Below are 23740 nucleotides of genomic sequence, written 5' to 3' on the forward strand. Positions count from 1 at the left end.
CTCCGTACGTGGGGCAGGGGTCAGGACTCGGAGCCGTCGAGCGCCAGCCTGATCAGGGTGTCGGCGTCCATCTCGTCGATGTCGCCGTCCTCGTCGGTGGAGGCACGGTCGGTGTCGTCGCCGTCGGTGAGGTTGAGAAGCAGGTCCAGCAGGCCGGCCTCGCGGATGCGGGTCAGCGGGATGGTGGCGAGAGCCTGCCGCACCGCCGTCTCCGCCGGGTCGGCCGTCTCCTCCCGCTGTGTCTCGGGGACCAGTTCGGTGAGCAGGTGCCCCGCGACGGTGGCCGGGTCGGGATAGTCGAAGACCAGCGTGGTGGGCAGGGTCAGGCCGGTGACCCGGGTGAGCCGGTTGCGCAGTTCCACGGCGGTCAGCGAGTCGAAGCCCAGTTCCTTGAACGCCCGCCTCGGCTTGACCAGTCCGGGGCCGGTGTGGCCGAGCACGGCTGCGGCCTCCGCGCGGACCAGGTCGGTCAGGTGCCGGTCCCGCTCGTCGCCGGGCAGGGCGAGCAGCCGCTCGCGCAGCGACCGGCCGCCGTCGGCCGGCGTGTCCTCGGCCGGTGCGGTGGCCTGGTGGGCCTCCGGCAGGTCGGCCAGCAGCGGACGCGGGCCGGCGGCGGAGTACGCCGGGGCGAAGGTCGCCCAGTCGACGTCGACGACGGTGAGGCAGGGGCGACCACGGCCGACGGCGATCCGCAGGGCGTGCACGGCGTCGGTGGGGTTCATGACGCGCAGTCCGCGCCGGGCCAGTTCCCGGCGGGCCTCGTCGGTGGCCATCCCACCGTCGGCCCAGGGCCCCCACGCCACGGAGGTGGCCGCCAGGCCGCGGGCGCGTCGCCGTTCGGCCAGGGCGTCGAGGTACGCGTTGCCGGCCGCGTAGCCGGCCTGCCCGCCGCTGCCCCAGATCCCGGCGATGGAGGCGAAGAGGACGAACGCGTCGAGCGGTCGGTCGCCGAGCAGCTCGTCGAGGTGCACCGCGCCGGCGATCTTGCCGGACATCACTCCGGCGAGCCGGTCGGTGTCGGTGTCGAGCAGCGGGCTGACGTCGTTGAGTCCGGCGGCGTGCACGACCGCGGTCAGCGGGACGGGGTCGTCGTCGATGCGGGCGAGCAACGCGGCGACCGAGTCGCGGTCGGCGACGTCGCAGGCGGCGACCGTGACCCGGGCGCCGAGGGCGGTCAGCTCGTCGCGCAGTTCGGCAGCGCCGGGGGCGGAGTCGCCGCGCCGGCTGGTCAACACGAGGTGCGCGGCACCGTTGCCGGCCGCCCAGCGGGCCACGTGCGCGCCGAGGGCGCCGGTGCCGCCGGTGACGAGCACGGTGCCGGTGGGCCGCCACCGGTCGGCTGCCGCCGCGTCGGCGGGAGTGGCCCGGGTGAGCCGGCGCACGTGGACACCGGTCGGCCGGAGCGCGAGCTGGTCCTCGTCACCGGCGGCGGTGAGCACCGTGGCCAGTCGGGTCGGGTCGATGTCCCGCTCCGGCAGGTCCAGCAGCCCGATGCGCAGCTGCGGCAGTTCGAGACCGGCGACGCGGCCCATCCCCCACAGGCCGCCCTGGGCGGCACTGCGCGCGGCGTCGTCGCCGCCGGTGCCGACCGCACCCCGGGTGAGGCACCACAGTGGGACCGTCGGGTCGGTGTCGTGCAGCGCCTGGATCAGCAGGAGGGTCGCGGCGGTGCCGGCCGGCACGGCCGGGTGCCCGGGGTGCGGGTCGTCGGTCAGGCCGAGCAGCGACACGACGCCGTCGACCGGTGCGTCGGCGAGCGCGGCGGTCAGCTGTCGGGCCAGGCCGGCGCGGGTGGCGGTGCCCGCGTCGGCGGTCACCTGTCGCACGTCCCCGCCGGCGGCGGTGAGCGCGGCGGCGACGTCGGCGGCCACCGGGTCGCCGTCGGGGGCGACGAGCAGCCATCCGCCGGCTGTCGTCGGCCCGTCACCCAGCTCGATCCGTCGCCACTCGATCTGGTACGACCAGCCGTTGACCGTCGCGTCGCGGGTGCGGGCGTGTCGCCAGGAGGTGAGGGCGGGCAGGGCCGGGGTCAGCGCGTCGATCGCCTCGTCGCCGAGCTGCCCCGCCAACGCGGTCAGGTCACCACGCTCGACGGCGGCCCAGAACTCCACATCCCCACCGTCGACCGTGCTGCCGGCCCCGGCCCGGCCAACCGGTTCGGGCCAGAACCGCTGATGCTCGAACGCATACGTCGGCAGGTCGATCCGCCGCGCCCCCGTGCCGGCGAACCACTGCCGCCAGTTCACCGGCACCGCGTGGACGTGCAGCGCGGCCAGAGCGGCGAGCAGCGCGGCCGTCTCGGGCCGGTCCCGCCGCTGCACCGCAACGGCGAGCACGCTCTCGTCGCCAGGCAACGCGTCGGCGGTCATCGCGGTCAGCACGCTCTGCGGACCGACCTCCACGAACGTGTCCACCCCCGCCTTACGCAGCACGGTGAGCCCGTCGGCGTACCGGACGGCCTCCCGCACATGCCGCACCCAGTAGTCGACCGTACGGATCTCGTCACCGTCGGCGAGCGCCCCAGTCACATTCGACACGACCGGCAGCAGCGGCGCCGCGAAGGACAACGTCTCCAGAACCGCCCGGAACTCGTCGAGCATCGGCTCCATCAACGGACTGTGGAACGCATGACTCACCGTCAACCGACGCGTCCGCACCCCCCTGTCCCGCCAGACCCGCTCCACCTCGTCCAGGGTGGCGGCGGCACCGGACACCACCACCGAGGTCGGCCCGTTGACGGCCGCGATCCCCACCTCGGGCAGACCGGCGATCGACTCCGCGACCGAATCCTCGGCAGCGCCGACCGCCAGCATCCCACCACCGGCCGGCAACGCCTGCATCAACCGGCCCCGCGCCGCCACCAGCGTGCACGCGTCGGCCAACGACAGCACCCCGGCCACATGAGCGGCGGTGATCTCACCCACCGAATGACCACCCACGAAGTCCGGCACCACAGCGAACGACTCCACGAGCCGGAACAACGCCACCTCAACCGCAAACAACCCCGCCTGCGTGAAGAGGGTCTGATCCAACAGCCCAGCCTCCGGCGAGCCCGCCTCAGCGAACAACACCGACCTGAGCGGCTGCGGCAGCATCGGGTCCAGCAGACCGCACACCTCATCCAACGCAGACGCGAACACCGGGAAGGCGGCGGACAGCTCCCGACCCATCCCGGCACGCTGCGCACCCTGACCCGAGAACAGCAGGGCAAGCTGCCCGCGCTGCTCCGGAGCGCCGGTCAGCACAGCGGCGGACGGCTCACCGGCAGCGAGGGCACGCAGGCCGGCCAGCAGGTCGTGGCGATCAGCAGCGCTCACCACCGCCCGCTGCTCCAACATTGACCGGGTGGTCACCGACGACCACGCCACATCCACCGCACGCAGCGCCTCGTCACCAGCCAACCACCGCGCCCACCGACCCGCCTGCAACGCCAGGGCCGCCTCCGACCGGGCGGACAGCAGCACCGGCACGACCGGATCCACCGTCGCGGCGGACTGCGGGTCGGCGTCGACAGCCGGCTCCGGGCCTGCCTGCGGCAGCACCACGTCGGCGGGCGGCTGCTCGATGATCACGTGGGCGTTGGTGCCGGAGATCCCGAACGACGACACCGCCGCCCGACGGGGCCGATCCAACGTGGGCCACGGTGTCGGTTCGGTGGCCAGAGCCACCGCGCCGGCCGTCCAGTCGACGTGCGGGGACGGCTCGTCCACGTGCAGGGTCGGCGGAACCACGCCGTGCCGCATCGCGAGGACCATCTTGATCAGCCCGGCCACCCCGGCAGCGGCCTGGGTGTGACCCATGTTGGACTTGATCGAGCCGAGCAGCAACGGACGCTCGGCGGCCCGGTCCTGCCCGTACGTCGCCAGCAGCGCCTGCGCCTCGATGGGGTCACCGAGGGTGGTGCCCGTGCCGTGGGCCTCGACCGCGTCCACGTCGGCGGCGGTCAGCCGCGCGTTTGCCAGGGCCTGCCGTATCACCCGCTGCTGCGCCGGCCCGTTCGGCGCGGTCAACCCGTTCGACGCACCGTCCTGGTTAACCGCCGTGCCCCGCACCACGGCCAGGACCCGCCGACCCTCCCGCCGCGCGTCCGACAACCGCTGCACCAGCAGCATCCCCACACCCTCGGACCAACCCGTCCCGTCCGCCGACGCGGCGAACGACCTGCACCGCCCATCGGCAGACAGGCCACGCTGCCGGGAGAAGCCGACGAACGCGCTGGGCGTGGCCATCACGGTCACGCCACCGGCCAGCGCCAGGTCGCACTCCCCCGACCGCAGCGCCTGCGCCGCGAGGTGCAGCGCCACCAGCGACGACGAGCAGGCAGTGTCGACGGTGACCGCCGGGCCTTCGAGGCCGAAGGCGTACGCGACGCGGCCGGAGGCGACGCTGCCGGCGGTGCCGTTGACGAGGTACCCCTCCAGTTCCGCCGAGGCGTCGAGGCGGCTGGCGTAGTCGTGATGGATCAGGCCGGCAAAGACGCCGGTGGTCGCCTCCGTGGCGTACGGGTCGAGGCCGGCGGATTCGAACGCCTCCCACGAGGTCTCCAACAGCAACCGCTGCTGCGGATCCATCGCCAGGGCCTCACGCGGACTGATCCCGAAGAAAGCCGGATCGAACTCCGCCGCGTCGTACAGGAACCCACCCTGCCGCGTCGTCGACGTACCCGCCCGATCAGCATCCGGATCGTAGAGCGCCTCCAGATCCCAACCCCGATCAGCCGGGAACCCACCGATCGCATCCCCACCGGAGGACACCAGATCCCACAACTCATCCGGAGAGGAGATCCCACCAGGGAACCGACACGCCATCCCGATGATCGCGATCGGCTCGTCGGCTCCGGCCGGGGCGACCGTCCGCGCGGCGGCGGCGGGCGACGCCGGGTGTCCCAGTTGCTCGTGCAGGTGCTCGGCCAGCCGCTCCGGCGTCGGGTAGTCGAAGACGAGGGTGGCGGGCAGCCGCAGCCCGGTGGCGGCAGCCAACCGGTTACGCAACTCCACCGAGGTCAACGAGTCGAACCCGAGTTCCTTGAACGCCCGACCACCCGGCACCGCCTGCGCCGACGCGTGCCCCAGCACCGCCGCCGCCTCCGCACACACCAGATCCACCAACAGCCGACGGGCGTCCTCCTGCGCCACGCCGGCAAGCCGGTCGGACCAGCCTGACCCGGTGCCTGCGGAGCGGGCCTCGCGGCGGCCAGGGGTCCGGGCCAGTTGGCGGACGATGGGCGGGACCTGCTCCGCGGCGCCGGTGATTCGCAGCCGGGCGGCCACCACCGCCGGCAGAGTCCCGGCGGTCGTCGCGTCGAACAGGGCGGCGCCCTCGGTCTCGGTGAGGCCGCTCAGTCCGAGGCGGGCGAGTCGCTGGCGGTCGTCGGCACTGAGCTGGGCGGTCATGGTGCTGGTGGTGGCCCACATGCCCCAACCGATGCTGACCGCCGGCAGGCCCTGGTCCCGCCGGTGACCGGCGAGGGCGTCGAGGAAACTGTTGGCGGCGGCGTAGTTGCCCTGCCCGGGTGAGCCGAGCGTCGCCGCGATCGACGAGAACAACACGAACGCCGACAGGTCCAGATGCGCAGTCGCCTGATGCAGCGCCCACGCCGCGTCGACCTTCGGCCGCAGGACTGTGGCCAGGCCGTCGTCGGTGAGAGCGGTGATCGTCGCGTCGGCGATGACCCCGGCGGTGTGCACGACGGCCGTCAGTGGGTGGGCCGGGTCGACCCCGGCGACCAGGTCGGCAACCTGCGCGGCGTCGGTCACGTCGACTGACAGGTTCGTGACGGTCGCGCCGGCTTCGATCAGGTCGGCGACCAGAGCCGCGTAGTCGCTGCCCTCGGTGGGCAGGCGGCGGGAGGCGAGCAGCAGGTGCCGGGCCTGGCCGGTGGCGACGAGGTGCCGGGCCACCACACCGGCGAGGGCGCCGGACGCACCCGTGACCAGCGTCGTGCCGTCCGGATCCATCGGCGTCGGCACGGTCAGGACCACCTTGCCGACATGCCGGGCCTGACTGATGTGCCGCAACGCCCGCCGCGCCTGCCGCACATCCCACACCCGCACCGGCAACGGCCTCAACACACCCTGCTCGAACAGGTCAAGCAGTTCCGACAACATCTGCCCGATGCGGGCACCGCCCGCCTCGTTCAGATCGAACGCCCGATACACCACACCCGGATGCGCAGCCGCCACCGCATCGGCGTCGCGGACGTCGGTCTTGCCCATCTCCACGAACCGACCGCCACGCGGCAACAACCGCAACGACGCGTCCACGAACTCACCCGCCAGGGCATCCAACACCACGTCGACACCCGCACCACCCGAAGCGGTGGCGAAAGCCTGCTCGAAGTCCGTGGTCCGCGACGACGCGATCCGCTCGTCGGCCACCCCCAACTCCCGCAACACGCCCCACTTACCGGGACTCGCCGTGGCGAACACCGTCGCCCCGAAATGCTGCGCCAACTGGATCGCCGCCATGCCGACCCCACCCGCACCCGAATGGACCAGCACCGACTCACCCGACCGCAACCCCGCCAGATCGTGCAGGGCGTAGTAGGCGGTCAGGAACACCACCGGAACCGACGCGGCGTCCCGGTAGGACCAGCCGCTCGGCATCCGCGCGATCCGCTGCCGCTGAGCGACGACCTGCGGGCCGAAGCCCGGCTCGAACAACCCGAACACCCGATCACCGGGCACCAGGTCGTCCACGCCCGAACCGACCTCCACCACCACACCGGCACCCTCACTACCCATGACGGCGGTGGGATCCGGATACATACCGAGAGCGATCAACACGTCACGGAAGTTCACCCCGGCAGCCCGAACGGCCACGCGTACCTGACCGGGGGCGAGGGCGGCCGGGGCGGCCGGGACGATCTCGACGCCGTCCAGGGTGCCGGGGTGGGTCGCGGCGACGTGCCACAGGCCGTCGAGCGGCGGCGTCAGCTCCGCGCCCGCCTGCCGCACCAGCCGGGGTACGCGCACCTCGTCCCCCCGGACGGCCACCTGCCCGCCGGTAGAGGTCGGGTCGGCAGCGACCCCCGCCAGCAACGCCAACACCTCGACGTCCAGCACACGGTCCACATCGGCCAGCACAATCCGATCCGGATGCTCCGACTGCGCCGAACGCAGCAGACCCCACACCGCCGCACCCACCAGATCGGCCACCCGATCACCATCCCCGGCCACCACCGCACCCCGGGTCACCACCACCAGCCGCGAACCGGCACACACCTCCGCCACCAACCACTCCCGCACCACCGCGAGAACAGCCGCCGTCACCCCCCGCACCACACCAGGAAGCACAGTCTCGGCATCAGTCGAGACGGTGAAACCATCAGGGCCAGTGACCGACAACAGGACAGCCTGCGGCGGACTGCCACCCGCCCGCACCGAAGCCACCAACGCCGCCACATCCGAGAAGACCGCCACCTGAGGCAGTCGAGCGGCTCCGGGAAGGAGGACAGCGGCCGACTCGGCCGGCCCGGCCTCCACATCGGGCGTGCGGGGCAGCTCAAGCTGCGCCCAGTCCACCAGCTCGGCGACCGGAACAACCTGCTCGACCGGCCACGACACCTCGAACAACGACCGGTCCACCGCACCCGCAACAGCCACCCCGGTCAACTCACGCAACACGAGCGAATCCACCGACACCACCGGCGCACCCGACTCATCAAACGCCACCAGACACACCGACATGCCCGAACGCGTCAACCGCACCCGCAACACCCGCGCACCCGAGGCATGCACCTGCACACCCTCGAACGCAAACGGCACCCGCGGACCCGAACCCTCCACCAACAACCCGATCGGATGCAACGCCGCATCCAACAACGCCGGATGCACCCCGAACCCCGCCGCATCAGCCCCCTCGGGCAACACCACCTCGGCAAACACCTCACCGCCACCAACCCACACCCGACGCAACCCCCGAAACACCGACCCGTACGACAGGCCATGCTCGGCCAGAGCGTCATACCAGCCGGTGAGGTCGGTCTCCGGGACACCGACCGGTGGCCAGGCGGCGAGGGCGGGTTCGGTGGCGGTGGCCGGTTCCAGGACACCCTCGGCGTGCCGGATCCAGTCGGCCTCCGGGTCGTCGTCGGGCTGGGAGTACACGGCCACGTCCCGACCACCGGTGTCGTCGGCGGCACCGACCCGCACCTGCACCCGGACACCGCCGGAGGCGGGCAGGGTCAGCGGCGCGGCGATCGTGAGCTCCCGAACCCGCGACGCACCCACCTCGTCACCAGCCCGCACCACCAACTCCACCAGCGCGGTGCCCGGAACCAGCACCGCACCCGACACCACGTGCCCGGCGAGCCACGGATGCGTCGACACCGAGAGGCGGCCGGTGAGCAACGTCTCGTCGTCACCGGCGAGGCGCACCGCAGCGCCGAGCAGCGGGTGCCCGGGGGCTGCCAGGCCGGCACCGGAGACGTCGCCGGCCCGCCAGGCCGCCGCGTCGGGCCAGAACCGTTGCCGTTGGAACGGGTAGGTCGGCAGGTCGAGTGGGCGGTTGCCGTCGCCGGTCAGCGGGGTCCAGTCGATGGGCACGCCACCGGCGTACGCCTCGGCGAGGGCCGTGAGCAGCGCGGAAGCCTCGGTGCGGCCCTTGCGTAGGGTGGGCACGACCACCGGGCCGGGGTCGGCGGTGTCGGCGGCGAGGCAGTCGCGGGTCATGCCGGCGAGGACGCCGTCCGGCCCGACCTCCAGGTAGGTGTGGACGTGGCGTTGCCGCAGGTAGGCGACGCCGTCGGCGAAGCGGACGGTGTCGCGGACGTGGCGAACCCAGTATCCGGGGTCGCCGAGGTCCGCCGCGTCGGCGATCGTGCCGGTCAGGTTGGACACGACGGGCAGCAGCGGCGCGTGGAACGTCAGGCCGTCGAGTACCGCCCGGAACTCGTCGAGCATCGGCTCCATCAACGGACTGTGGAACGCATGACTCACCGTCAACCGACGCGTCCGCACCCCCCGCTCCCGCCAGAACCGCTCCACCTCGTCCAGAGCGTCGACCGCACCGGACACCACCACCGCAGCCGGACCGTTCACCGCAGCGATCCCGACCCGGTCGACCAACCCACCAATCGACGCAGCAACATCGGCCTCGGACGCCGCCACAGCGAGCATCCCACCACCAGCCGGCAACCCCTGCATCAACCGACCCCGCGCCGCCACCAGCGCACACGCATCCGCCAACGACAGCACCCCGGCCACATGAGCGGCAGTGATCTCACCCACCGAATGCCCACCCACGAAGTCCGGCACCACACCGAACGACTCCACGAGCCGGAACAACGCCACCTCAACCGCGAACAACCCCGCCTGCGTGAACACCGTCTGATCCAACAGACCCGCCTCCGGCGAGCCCGCCTCAGCAAACAACACCGACCTGAGCGGCTGCGGCAGCATCGGGTCCAGCAGACCGCACACCTCGTCCAACGCGGACGCGAACACCGGGAACACGCCGGACAACTCCCGACCCATCCCGGCACGCTGCGCACCCTGACCCGAGAACAGGACGGCGAGCCGGCCGGTGCCGGCGGCGCCGCGTACCACGATGGACGACGGCGTGTCGTCGGCGACGGCCGCCAGGCCGGCGAGGAGGTGCTGGCGGTCCCGGGGCAGCAGCACCGCCCGGTGGGTGAACGCGGAACGCCCGGTGGCCAGGGCGTGTCCGAGGTCGGGCAGCGCCGTGGTGGGGTGCCGCTCCAGCCAGGCGTGCAGTTGTCGGGCCTGGTCGCGCAGCGCCTCCCGGGTGCGGGCGGACAGCACGCACGGGGTGGTGAGGTCGCCGGAGGTGACGGCCTTCGGCCCGACCACCGTCGGGGTGGGGGTCGCGTCGGGGGCCTGTTCCAGGATGGTGTGGACGTTGGTGCCGCTGATGCCGAACGAGGAGATGGCGGCGCGGCGGGGCCGGTCCACCTCCGGCCACGGCCGGGCCTCGGCGAGCAGGGAGACGGCGCCGGCCGTCCAGTCGATGTGCGGGGACGGGTCGTCGACGTGCAGGGTGGCCGGGAGCTGACCGTTCCGCATCGCCATGACCATCTTGATCACTCCGGCGACACCGGCGGCTGCCTGGGTGTGGCCGATGTTCGACTTGATCGAGCCGAGCAGCAGGGGCTGGTCGGCGGGGCGCTGCTGCCCGTAGGTGGCGAGCAGGGCCTGGGCTTCGATGGGGTCACCGAGTGCGGTGCCGGTGCCGTGTGCCTCGACGGCGTCGACGTCGGCGGGGGCGAGCCGGGCGTTGGCGAGGGCCTGCCGGATGACCCGCTGCTGGGCGGGACCGTTCGGGGCGGTGAGGCCGCTGCTGGCACCGTCCTGGTTGACCGCGCTGCCCCGGACGACGGCGAGGATGCGTCGTCCGTTGCGCTGGGCGTCGGAGAGGCGTTCGAGCAGCAGCATGCCGACGCCCTCGGCGAAGCCGGTGCCGTCGGCGCCCGCGCCGAACGCCCTGCACCGGCCGTCGGGCGACAGGCCACGCTGGCGGGCGAACTCGGCGAGCATGCCGGGGGTGGACATGACGCTGACGCCACCGGCGAGGGCGAGCCCGCATTCGCCCTGCCGCAGGGCCTGGGTGGCCAGGTGCAGCGCGACCAGCGACGACGAGCAGGCGGTGTCGACGGTGACGGCTGGGCCTTCCAGGCCGAACAGGTAGGAGATGCGGCCGGAGGCGACGCTGCCGGCGCTGCCGTTGCCGACATATCCGTCGAGGTCGTCGGAGGTGCCGATGGCCTTGCCGGCGTAGTCGTGGTAGATCAGGCCGACGTAGACGCCGGTGCTGCCGCCCCGGGCGGTGAGCGGGTCGATGCCGGCGCGTTCGAACGCCTCCCACGAGGTTTCCAGCAGCAGCCGCTGCTGCGGGTCCATGGCGAGGGCTTCACGTGGGTTGATGCCGAAGAAGGCGGCGTCGAAGTCGGCGGCGTCATAGAGGAAGCCGCCGTGCTGCGGGGTGGTGCCGTCCCCGGTGTTCAGGGCGGCGAGATCCCAGCCACGGTCGGTGGGGAACGGCGCGATGACGTCGGCCCCGGCGGTGACCAGGTCCCAGAGCTGCTCCGGGGTGCGCACGTCGCCGGGGAAGCGGCAGGCCATACCGACGATGGCGATGGGTTCGTCGACTCCGGTGGCCGTGGCGGTGGCCGGGGTGGTCGTGGTGGCGGCCCGGCCACCGATCTCGCGGTCGAGGAAGTCGGCGAGCACGACGGGGGCCGGGTGGTCGAAGGCGACGGTGGCGGGCAGCCGCAGCCCGGTGGCAGCGGCCAACCGGTTGCGCAGTTCGACTGAGGTGAGGGAGTCGAAGCCCAGTTCCTTGAACGGCCGTTGCGGGTCGACGGTGTCGGCTGACCGGTGGCCGAGGACGGCGGCGACGCTGGCGGTGACCAGGTCGAGGAGTTGGCCGCGACGTTCGACGGGGCTGAGCGTCGCGAGCCGGTCGACCGTCGACAGGTCGGCGGCGGCGCGGGCCGCGACGCGCCGTCGGGACCGGGGTGGGCGGGCGACGTCGCGCAGCAGGGCGGGGATCCGGTCCGGGTCCGCGACCGGCGGCATCTTCATGAGTACGACGTGTGCGCCGCCGTGCCGCTGCGCGGCGTCGAGCAGGGCGAGTCCTTCGGCGTCGGTCAGGGGGGCGCTGCCGGTCCGGATGGCTCGCCGGTGCTCGCTGGTGTCGAGGTGGGCGGTCATGGTGCTGGTGGTGGCCCAGAGTCCCCAGGCGAGGCTGACCGCCGGCAGGCCCTGGTCCCGCCGGTGACCGGCGAGGGCGTCGAGGAAACTGTTGGCGGCGGCGTAGTTGCCCTGCCCGGGTGAACCGAGCGTCGCCGCGATCGACGAGAACAACACGAACGCCGACAGGTCCAGATGCGCAGTCGCCTGATGCAGCGCCCACGCGGCGTCGACCTTCGGCCGCATCACAGTGGCCAGAGCATCATCGGTCAGGGACGTGATCGTGGCGTCGGCGATGACCCCGGCGGTGTGCACCACAGCCGTCAACGGACGCGCCGGGTCGACCCCGGCGACCAGACCACCCACCTGCTCCGGATCCGCGACGTCCACCGACACGGCGCTCACCGTCGCCCCGGCCTCGGTCAGGTCCGCGACCAGAGCCGCGTAATCACTGCCCTCGGTGGGCAGGCGGCGGGAGGCGAGCAGCAGGTGCCGGGCCTGCCCGGTGGCGACCAGGTGCCGGGCCACCACACCGGCGAGGGCGCCGGACGCACCCGTGACCAACGTCGTACCCTCCGGATCCACCGGCGACGGCACGGTCAGAACCACCTTACCGACATGCCGGGCCTGACTGATGTGCCGCAACGCCCGCCGCGCCTGCCGCACATCCCACACCCGCACCGGCAACGGCCTCAACACACCCTGCTCGAACAGGTCAAGCAGTTCCGACAGCATCTGTCCGATGCGGGTGCCGCCGGCGGCGTTGAGTTCGAACGCCTGGTACGTCACGCCAGGGTGCTGTGCGGCGACGAGTTCCGGGTCACGGACGTCGGTCTTGCCCATCTCCACGAACCGACCACCACGCGGCAACAACCGCAACGACGCGTCCACGAACTCACCCGCCAGGGCATCCAACACCACGTCGACACCCGCACCACCCGAAGCGGTGGCGAAAGCCTGCTCGAAGTCCGTGGTCCGCGACGACGCGATCCGCTCGTCAGCCACCCCCAACTCCCGCAACACGCCCCACTTACCGGGACTCGCCGTGGCGAACACCGTCGCCCCGAAATGATGGGCAAGCTGAACCGCCGCCATACCCACCCCACCCGCACCCGAGTGCACCAGCACCGACTCACCCGACCGCAACCCCGCCAGATCGTGCAGGGCGTAGTAGGCGGTCAGGAACACCACCGGCACCGACGCGGCATCCCGGTAGGACCAACCACGCGGCACTCGCGCGATCCGCTCCCGCTGAGCGACGACCTGCGGGCCGAAGCCCGGCTCGAACAACCCGAACACCCGATCACCGGGCACCAGGTCGTCCACACCGGGACCGACCTCCAGCACCACGCCGGCACCCTCACTACCCATCACCGCAGTGGGATCCGGATACATACCGAGCGCGATCAACACGTCACGGAAGTTCACCCCGGCAGCCCGAACGGCCACCCGTACCTGACCGGCGGCCAGTGGCAGTGCCACGCCCGGCAGCACGTCGATGCCGTCGATCGTGCCGGGACGCACCGCCGCCACATGCCACAGGTCGGTCGACGGGATGAGGCGGTCGCCTGCCGGCCGGGTCACCCGGGGCGTGAACACGCTGCCGGCGCGCAGCGCGACCTGTCCGCCGGTGGGGGTCGGGTCGGCGGCGACCCCCGCCAGCAACGCCAACACCTCGGCGTCCGGCGCACGGTCCAGGTCGGCCAGCACGATCCGGTCCGGATGCTCCGACTGGGCCGAGCGCAGCAGGCCCCATACCGCCGCGCCCGCGAGGTCACCGGTCGCATCGCCCGGCTGCGCCGCGACGGCGTTGCGGGTGGCCACGACGAGCCGGGTGTCGGCGAGGGCATCGGCGGTCAGCCACGCCCGGACGATCGCCAGTACCTCCGCGGTGGTCGAGTGGACCCGGCGGTGCGGCTCGTCGTCTGCCGCGCCGCCGGCCAGCGGGAGCAGCACGGTACGGGGTGCGGGTTGTCCCGCCTCGATGGCGCTGAGCAGCACGGCCAGGTCGGGGTACGCCGGCGTCCCGGGCAGGTCGGCCAGGTCGCCGAGCACCGCCCAACCGGAGACGTCCCCGGTGGGGGTGACGTCCTCGGCCTGCCAGGTGACCTCGAACAGTGACCGGTCGGCGGCGCTCGACGTCGGTCCGGTGGCCATCTCCCGAAGGGTGAGGGAGTCCACCGACACCACGGGCGCACCGGAGGCGTCTGCGGCGACGAGGCGGACCGCCGTACCCGACCGGGTCAGCCGGACCCGGAGGGTCGGGGCGCCGGCCGCGTGCACCTGGACGCCCTCGAACGCGAACGGGATCCGGGGGGCGGTCTGCGCGTCGGCCAGCAGCAGCCCGATCGGATGCAGGGCGGCGTCGAGCAGCGCGGGGTGCACCTCGAACCGGCCGGCGCTGTCCGCGGCCTCGTCGGGCAGGGCGACCTCGGCGTACACCTCGCCGTCACCCGTCCACACCCGACGTAGTCCCCGGAACACCGGCCCGTACGACAGGCCGTGCCCGGCGAGGGTGTCGTACCAGCCGGTCATGTCCATCTCGGACGCCCCGACCGGCGGCCACGTGCCGACGGTCGGCTCCTCGGCCGACGCGGGTTCCAGAACACCCTCGGCGTGCCGGGTCCAGTCGGCGGCCGGGTCGTCCTCGGGTTGCGCGTGCACGGTGACGCCACGCGCGCCGTCCACGTCGGCCGCGCCGACGCGTACCTGCACCCGGACGGCTTCGGCGTGCGACAGGGTCAGCGGCGCGGCGATCGTGAGCTCCCGAACCCGCGACGCACCCACCTCGTCACCAGCCCGCACCACCAACTCCACCAGCGCCGTACCCGGCACCACCACCGCACCCGACACCACATGCCCGGCCAACCACGGATGCGTCGACACCGACAACCGACCGGTCAACAACGTCTCGTCATCACCAGCAAGGCGAACCGCAGCACCCAACAACGGATGCCCCGCCACCCCGAGCCCCGCCCCCGAAACATCACCAACCCGCCACGAACCCACCTCCGGCCAGAACCGCTCCCGCTGAAACGCATACGTCGGCAGATCCACCCCACCCGCACCCGCACCCGCGAACACAGCCGCCCAATCCACCGGCACACCGGTGACGTGCAGACCACCGAGCGCGGCGAGGAACTGGCGGGGGCCGTGTTCGTCGCGGCGCAGCGAGCCGACCACGACGCCGGGCTGTGCGGTGGCGGCCCGGTCGAGGGCGTCCTGCACCACGACCTTGAGCACGGGGTGCGGGCTGACCTCGACGAACGTGCGGAATCCCGCGTCGATCAGGGCGTCCACGACGGGGGCGAGTCGCACCGGTTCGCGCAGGTTCCGGTACCAGTAGTCGGCGTCCAGTTCGGTGCTGTCGACGAGGTCGCCGGTGACCGTGGAGTGGAAGGCGACCGTGGTGGGGCGGGCCTCGATGGTGCCGAGGGCGGCGGCCAGGTCGTCGCGGACGGCTTCCACGTGTTCGCAGTGGGAGGCGTAGTCGACGGCGATGCGTCGGGCCCGGATGTCGCGTTCGGCGCAGGTGTCGAGCAGTTCGGTGACGGCGGTCGCGTCGCCGGAGACGACGGTGACGGCGGCGCCGTTGAGGGCGGCGACGGTGAGGGCACCGGCCCAGGGGGCGATGAGCTGGGCGGTGTCGTCGGCGGACAGGGGCACGGAAACCATGCCACCGAGCCCGGAGATGGCCAACAGGCCCCGGCTGCGGGCGACGACGAGACGCAGCGCGTCGGGCAGGGTGAGCGCGCCGGCCACGCAGGCGGCGGCGATCTCGCCCTGGGAGTGGCCGATGACCGCGTCGGGCCGGACGCCGCAGGCCCGCCACACCTCGGCGAGGGAGATCATGACGCAGAACAGCAGCGGCTGCACGACGTCGACCCGTTCCATGGGCGGGGCGTCGGGTGCGCCACGCAGAACGTCCTCGGGGGTCCAGTCGACCAGCCCGGCCAGCTCGGCCGCGCACTCACCCATCCGGGCCCGGAAGACCGGCGAGGTGTCGAGCAGGTCGAGGGCCATGCCGGCCCACTGGGTGCCCTGACCGGGGAAGACGAAGACCACCTTCGGCGTACCGTCGCCGGTGCTGGCGTGGTGGTCGGCCTGGGCGAGCGCGGCCAGCCCGGCCAGCGCGTCGTCGCGGTCGGCGACCACGGCGGCCTGCCGGTAGGGGTGGTGGGCGCGGCCGGTGGCGAGCGCGTAGCCGACGTCGACCAGGTCGACCTCGGGCCGCTCGGCGAGGTGGGCGTGGATCCGGGCCGCCTGGTCGCGCAACGCACGGGCGGTGCGGCCCGAGACGAGCAGCGGTACGGCGTCGGCGGCGACCAGGCCGGGCACCGGCCCGGTGGGGGCGGAAGGGGTGGCCGGGGTGTCGGCGGGGGCCTGCTCGATGATGGCGTGGGCGTTGGTGCCACTGATGCCGAAGGAGGACACGGCGGCACGGCGGGGTCGGTCGACGTCCGGCCAGCGGGTGGCGTCGGTGGTCAGGGCCACCGCGCCGGTGGTCCAGTCGATGTGCGGGGACGGCTCGTCGACGTGCAGGGTGGGCGGGATCAGGCCGTGCCGCATGGCGAGGACCATCTTGATCACCCCGGCGACGCCGGCGGCGGCCTGGGTGTGACCGATGTTCGACTTGATCGACCCGAGCAGCAACGGTCGGTCGGCGGGCCGGTCCTGCCCGTAGGTGGCCAGCAGGGCCTGCGCCTCGATCGGGTCGCCGAGGGTGGTGCCGGTGCCGTGCGCTTCCACGACGTCGACCTGGGCGGGGGTGAGTCGGGCGTTGGCGAGAGCCTGCCGGATGACCCGCTGCTGCGCCGGCCCGTTGGGTGCGGTGAGACCGTTGGAGGCGCCGTCGGAGTTGACGGCGGTGCCCCGGACGACGGCGAGCACCCGGTGACCGCGTCGCCGGGCGTCGCTGAGGCGTTCGACGAGGAGCATGCCGACGCCCTCGCCCCAGCCGGTGCCGTCGGCGCCCGCGGCGAACGCCTTGCACCGGCCGTCGGGGGCGAGGCCGCCCTGGCGGGAGAACTCGGAGAACATGCCGGGTTGGGCCATCAGCGCGGCGCCGCCGACGAGGGCCATCTCGCACTCGCCGGAACGCAGCGCCTGGGTGGCCAGGTGCAGGGCGACCAACGACGACGAGCAGGCGGTGTCGACGGTGACGGCCGGCCCTTCCAGGCCGTAGGTGTAGGCGACGCGGCCGGAGGCGACGCTGCCGGCGGTGCCGGTGAGCAGGTGCCCTTCCAGGCCGTCGAGACCATCGCTGCCGTTGGCGGCGTAGCCGGAGGAGGCGGCGCCGATGAAGACGCCGGTGACGGTGCCGTGCACGGTGGCGGGGTCGAGGCCGGCGGATTCGAAGGCCTCCCACGAGGTTTCCAACAGCAACCGCTGCTGCGGATCCATCGCCAGGGCCTCACGCGGACTGATCCCGAAGAAACCCGGATCGAACTCCGCCGCGTCATACAGGAACCCACCCTGCCGCGTCGTCGACGTACCCGCCCGATCGGCCTCCGGGTCGTAGAGCGCCTCGAGATCCCAACCCCGATCAGCCGGGAACCCACCGATCGCATCCCCACCGGAGGACACCAACTCCCACAACTGATCCGGCCCAGACACACCACCAGGGAACCGACACGCCATCCCGATGATCGCGATCGGCTCGTCCGTCGTGGCAGGGGCGGTCGGGTGGGCGGGGTTCCGGCCGGGTGACGTGGGCTGGCCCAGTTGCTCGTGCAGCTGGGCGGCGAGGCGAGTGGGGGTGGGGTGGTCGAAGACGAGGGTGGCGGGCAGCCGCAGCCCGGTGGCGGCAGCCAACCGGTTACGCAACTCCACCGAGGTCAACGAGTCGAACCCGAGTTCCTTGAACGCCCGACCACCCGGCACCGCCTGCGCCGACGCGTGCCCCAGCACCGCCGCCGCCTCCGCACACACCAGATCCACCAACAACCGGCGGGCGTCCTCCTGCGCCAGGCCGGCGAGCCGGTGCGAGAAGGCGGGGCCGGTGGCGGTGGCAGGGCCGCCGGCCTGCCGGCGGGTGCCGCCGGTGCGGGCGAGCAGCCGGAGGATCGGCGGGACCTGCGCGGCGTCGCCGCTGATCCGCAGTCGGGCCGCGGCGACGGTGGACAGCGTCCGGGTGGTGGCGGCGTCGAACAGGGCGGCGCCCTCGGCCGCGGTCAGGCCGGCCATGCCGAGCCGGCGTAGCCGCCGCTCGTCGTCGCCGTCGAGGTGAGCGGTCATGGTGCTGGTGGTGGCCCAGAGTCCCCAGGCGAGGCTGACCGCCGGCAGGCCCTGGTCCCGCCGGTGACCGGCGAGGGCGTCGAGGAAACTGTTGGCGGCGGCGTAGTTGCCCTGCCCGGGTGAACCGAGCGTCGCCGCGATCGACGAGAACAACACGAACGCCGACAGGTCCAGATGCGCAGTCGCCTGATGCAGCGCCCACGCCGCGTCGACCTTCGGCCGCATCACAGTGGCCAGAGCATCATCGGTCAGGGACGTGATCGTGGCGTCGGCGATGACACCGGCGCAGTGCACCACGGCCGTCAACGGACGCGCCGGGTCGACCCCGGCGACCAGACCACCCACCTGCTCCGGATCCGCGACGTCCACCGACACGGCGCTCACCGTCGCCCCGGCCTCGGTCAGGTCCGCGACCAGAGCCGCGTAGTCACTGCCCTCGACCGGCAGACGCCGCGACGCCAACAACAGGTGCCGGGCCTGCCCGGTGGCGACCAGGTGCCGGGCCACCACACCGGCGAGAGTGCCGCTGGCCCCGGTGACCAACGTCGTACCCTCCGGATCCACCGGCGACGGCACGGTCAGGACCACCTTACCGACATGCCGGGCCTGACTGATGTGCCGCAACGCCTGCCGCGCCTGCCGCACATCCCACACCCGCACCGGCAACGGCCTCAACACACCCTGCTCGAACAGGTCAAGCAGTTCCGACAACATCTGCCCGATGCGGGCACCACCCGCCTCGTTCAGATCGAACGCCCGATACACCACACCCGGATGCGCAGCCGCCACCGCATCGGCGTCACGGACGTCGGTCTTGCCCATCTCCACGAACCGACCACCACGCGGCAACAACCGCAACGACGCGTCCACGAACTCACCCGCCAGGGCGTCGAGGACCACATCCACACCCGCACCACCGGAAACGGTGGCGAAAGCCTGCTCGAAGTCGGTCGTCCGCGACGACGCGATCCGCTCCTCCGCCACCCCCAACTCCCGCAGGGTGTCCCACTTACCCGCAGACGCCGTGGCGAACACCGTCGCCCCGAAATGCTGCGCCAACTGGATCGCCGCCATGCCGACCCCACCCGCACCCGAATGGACCAGCACCGACTCACCCGACCGCAACCCCGCCAGATCGTGCAGGGCGTAGTAGGCGGTCAGGAAGACCAGGGGGACGGAGGCCGCCTGGGTGAACGACCAGCCGGCGGGGATCCTCGCCACCCGTTCCCGCTCGGCGAGAGCCTGTGGGCCGAAGCCGGGTTCGAACATGCCCATCACCCGGTCACCGGGGACGAGGTCGTCGACACCAGGGCCGACCTCCAGCACGACGCCCGCGCCCTCGCTGCCCATTCGGGCCGTCGGGTCCGGGTACATGCCGAGGGCGATCAGCACGTCGCGGAAGTTCACGCCGGTGGCCCGTACGGCGATCCTGACCTGCCCCGGGCCCGGCCTCAACTCGGGTGCGGGCACCAAAGCGACGCCGTCGAGCGTGCCGGGAGCGACCGGCGCGAGGTGCCAGAGGCCCGACGCCGGGGGTGCCAGATCGTCTCCGTCGAGGCGGGTCAGCCGGGGTACGCGCACCTCGTCCCCCCGGACGGCCACCTGCCCGCCGGTAGAGGTCGGGTCGACAGCGACCCCCGCCAGCAACGCCAACACCTCGACGTCCAGCACACGGTCCACATCGGCCAGCACAATCCGATCCGGATGCTCCGACTGCGCCGAACGCAGCAGACCCCACACCGCCGCACCCACCAGATCGGCCACCCGATCCCCATCCCCGGCCACCACCGCACCCCGGGTCACCACCACCAGCCGCGAACCGGCACACACCTCCGCCACCAACCACTCCCGCACCACCGCGAGAACAGCCGCCGTCACCGCCCGCACCACACCAGGAAGCGTGGTGTCGGCATCGGTGGAGGTGGTGAGGGCGTCGGGACCGGTGACCGACAACAGGACAGCCTGCGGCGGACTGCCACCCGCCCCCACCGAAGCCACCAACGCCGCCACATCCGAGAAGACCGCCACGCCCGGCACCACATCGGGCGTGCGGGGCAGCTCAAGCTGCGCCCAGTCCACCAGCTCGGCGACCGGAACAACCTGCTCGACCGGCCACGACACCTCGAACAACGACCGGTCCACCGCACCCGCAACAGCCACCCCGGTCAACTCACGCAACACGAGCGAATCCACCGACACCACCGGCGCACCCGACTCATCAAACGCCACCAGACACACCGACATGCCCGAACGCGTCAACCGCACCCGCAACACCCGCGCACCCGAGGCATGCACCTGCACACCCTCGAACGCAAACGGCACCCGCGGACCCGAACCCTCCACCAACAACCCGATCGGATGCAACGCCGCATCCAACAACGCCGGATGCACCCCGAACCCCGCCGCATCAGCCCCCTCGGGCAACACCACCTCGGCAAACACCTCACCGCCACCAACCCACACCCGACGCAACCCCCGAAACACCGACCCGTACGACAGGCCATGCTCGGCCAGAGCGTCATACCAGCCGGTGAGGTCCACCTCGGACATGTCGACCGGGGGCCAGGTGCCAATGGTTGACCGCTCGGCGAGGACGGGCTCCAGGATGCCCTCGGCGTGGTGGATCCAGTCGGCCTCCGGGTCGTCGTCGGGCTGGGAGTAGACGGTCACCTGGCGGGCACCGGAGGAGTCGGTCGCGCCGACGCGTACCTGCACCCGGACGGCTTCGGCGTGCGACAGGGTCAGCGGCGCGGCGATCGTGAGCTCCCGAACCCGCGACGCACCCACCTCGTCACCAGCCCGCACCACCAACTCCACCAGCGCCGTACCCGGCACCACCACCGCACCCGACACCACATGCCCGGCCAACCACGGATGCGTCGACACCGACAACCGACCGGTCAACAACGTCTCGTCATCACCAGCAAGGCGAACCGCAGCACCCAACAACGGATGCCCCGCCACCCCGAGCCCCGCCCCCGAAACATCACCAACCCGCCACGAACCCACCTCCGGCCAGAACCGCTCCCGCTGAAACGCATACGTCGGCAGATCCACCCCACCCGCACCCGCACCCGCGAACACAGCCGCCCAATCCACCGGCACACCGGTGACGTGCAGCTCGGCCAGGGCGGCGAGCAGGGCGGTGACCTCGGGGCGGTCCTTGCGCTGGGCGGCAACGGACAGCACATCGTCGTCGGGCAGGATGTCAGCGGTCAACGCGGTCAGCACACTCTGCGGACCGACCTCCACGAACGTGTCGACCCCGGCCGCCCGCAACGCGGCGACCCCGTCGGCGTACCGGACGGCCTCCCGCACATGCCGCACCCAGTAGTCGACCGTACGGATCTCGTCACCGTCGGCGAGCGCCCCAGTCACATTCGACACAACCGGCAGCAGCGGCGCCGCGAAGGACAACGTCTCCAGAACCGCCCGGAACCCGGCCAGCATCGGCTCCATCAACGGACCGTGGAACGCATGACTCACCGTCAACCGCCGGGTCCGCACCCCCCGCTCCCGCCAGACCCGCTCCACCTCGTCCAGGGTGGCGGCGGCACCGGACACCACCACCGAAGCCGGCCCGTTGACCGCGGCGATCCCCACCTCGCCCAGACCGGCGATCGAAGCCGCGACATCAGCCTCCGACGCAGCCACGGCCAGCATCCCACCACCAGCCGGCAGCGCCTGCATCAACCGACCCCGCGCGGCGACCAGCGCACACGCATCGGCCAGGGGCAGCACCCCGGCCACATGAGCGGCGGTGATCTCACCGACGGAGTGACCACCCACGAAGTCCGGCACCACACCGAACGACTCCACGAGCCGGAACAACGCCACCTCAACCGCGAACAACCCCGCCTGCGTGAACACCGTCTGATCCAACAGACCAGCCTCCGGCGAGCCCGCCTCAGCGAACAACACCGACCTGAGCGGCTGCGGCAGCATCGGGTCCAGGTGTCCACACACCTCATCCAACGCGGACGCGAACACCGGGAACACGCCGGACAACTCCCGACCCATCCCGGCACGCTGCGCACCCTGACCCGAGAACAGGACCGCGAGCGGGCCCCGGTCGCCGGCCTGACCCGTGACCACCGTCGGCGAGGCGTCCCCCGCCGCCAGCGCCCGCAGCCCGGCCAGCAGGTCGTCGCGACCGCTCACGGTGACCACGGCACGAGAGTCCAGCGTGGACCGCGAACTGACCGACGAGTACGCCACGTCGATCGGGCGCACGTCGGCGTCGGCGTCCAGCCAGGCCACCCAACGACCGGCCTGCGCGGCGAGCGCCGTGGGGTGCGCGGCGGAGAGCAGGACCGGGACGGCGGGGAGCGCACGCGTGGGCGGCGCGTCCTCGACGACGGTTTCGGGTGTGGGGGCCTGTTCCAGGATGAGGTGGGCGTTGGTGCCGCTCATCCCGAAGGAGGAGACGGCAGCGCGACGGACGCGGCCGGGTTCCGCCGGCCACGGACGCGCATCGGTGAGCAGGGTGACCGCACCGGACGACCAGTCGATGTGCGGGGACGGCCGCGTGACGTGCAGGGTGCGCGGCATGGTGGCGTGCCGCATCGACTGCACCATCTTGATCACCCCGGCGACACCGGCCGCCGCCTGGGTGTGGCCGATGTTGGACTTCAGCGAGCCGAGCCAGAGCGGCCGATCCGCCGGGCGGTCCGTGCCGTACGTGGCCAGCAGCGCCTGCGCCTCGATCGGGTCGCCGAGGGTGGTGCCGGTGCCGTGGGCCTCCACGACGTCCACGTCGGCGGGGGTGAGCCGGGCGTTGTCCAGGGCCTGCCGGATGACGCGCTGCTGGGCGGGGCCGTTCGGGGCGGTGAGGCCGCTGCTGGCACCGTCGGAGTTGACGGCGCTGCCCTTGATCACGGCAAGGATCCGGTGGCCGTTGCGGCGGGCGTCCGACAGCCGTTCGACGAGCACCATGCCCACGCCCTCGGCCCAGCCGGTGCCGTCCGCGTCAGCGGAGAACGCCTTGCAGCGCCCGTCGGAGGCCAGGCCACGCTGACGGGAGAACTCGACGAAGCCGCCGGGGGTGGCCATCACGCTGACCCCGCCGGCCACGGCGAGCGTGCACTCGCCGTCCCGCAGGGCCTGACTGGCCAGGTGCAGGGCGACCAGCGAGGACGAGCAGGCGGTGTCGATGGTGACGGCCGGGCCTTCCAGGCCGAAGGTGTACGCGAGTCGGCCGGAGATGACGCTGGCGGCGGTGCCGGTCAGCACGTACCCCTCGGCGCCCTCGGGGAGGCGGCGCAGGACGGAGGTGTAGTCCTGTCCGGCGGTGCCGACGAACACGCCGGTACGGCTGCCGCGCAGCGCGCCCGCGTCGAGGCCGGAGCGTTCGAAGACCTCCCAGGTGGTCTCCAGCAGCAGCCGCTGCTGCGGGTCCATCGCGAGGGCCTCGCGAGGGGAGATGCCGAACAGGGTCGGATCGAAGTGCCCGGCGTCGTGCAGGAAGCCGCCCCGGTCGCTGTACGAGGTGCCGGGGTGGTCCGGGTCCGGGTCGTACAGTTGGGCCAGGTCCCACCCTCGGTCGGTGGGGAAGGTGCCGGTGGCGTCGGTGCCGGCGGCGACGAGGTCCCACAGTTCCTCGGGGGAGCTGACACCGCCGGGGAACCGGCAGGCCATGCCGACGATGGCGATCGGCTCCGGTTCGGCGTCCTCCAGTTCCCGCAGGCGTCGGTGCGCCTGGCGGAGTTCGGTGGTCACCCACTTGAGGTGTTCGAGGAGCTTCTCTTCGTCCGCCATGACCCACCCGCCCGGAGCTTGCTGCCGATCGATTCCACCGACTGAGGCCATCGATCCGGCGCGGCGTCACTGACCGGCACGACCGATGGCGAACA

At 72.5% G+C, this 23740-nt stretch carries 1 protein-coding gene; it reads right to left on the bottom strand.

What is annotated here, in order from left to right; all coding sequences use genetic code 11:
* Positions 1-20: 20 nt before the first annotated feature.
* On the bottom strand, positions 21-23645 hold the full coding sequence (locus GA0070616_RS01625) for a type I polyketide synthase (protein ID WP_245712611.1): 23625 nt from the start codon (positions 23643-23645) through the stop codon (positions 21-23).
* Positions 23646-23740 lie beyond the last annotated feature (95 nt).

The sequence above is a fragment of the Micromonospora nigra genome (genome assembly GCF_900091585.1).
In the GTDB taxonomy this organism is placed as follows: Bacteria; Actinomycetota; Actinomycetes; order Mycobacteriales; family Micromonosporaceae; genus Micromonospora; species Micromonospora nigra.

Bases quoted from the DNA above. Each gene is read 5' to 3' on its own strand.
- GA0070616_RS01625 (WP_245712611.1), bottom strand. From the start codon at position 23,645: ATGGCGGACGAAGAGAAGCTCCTCGAACACCTCAAGTGGGTGACCACC.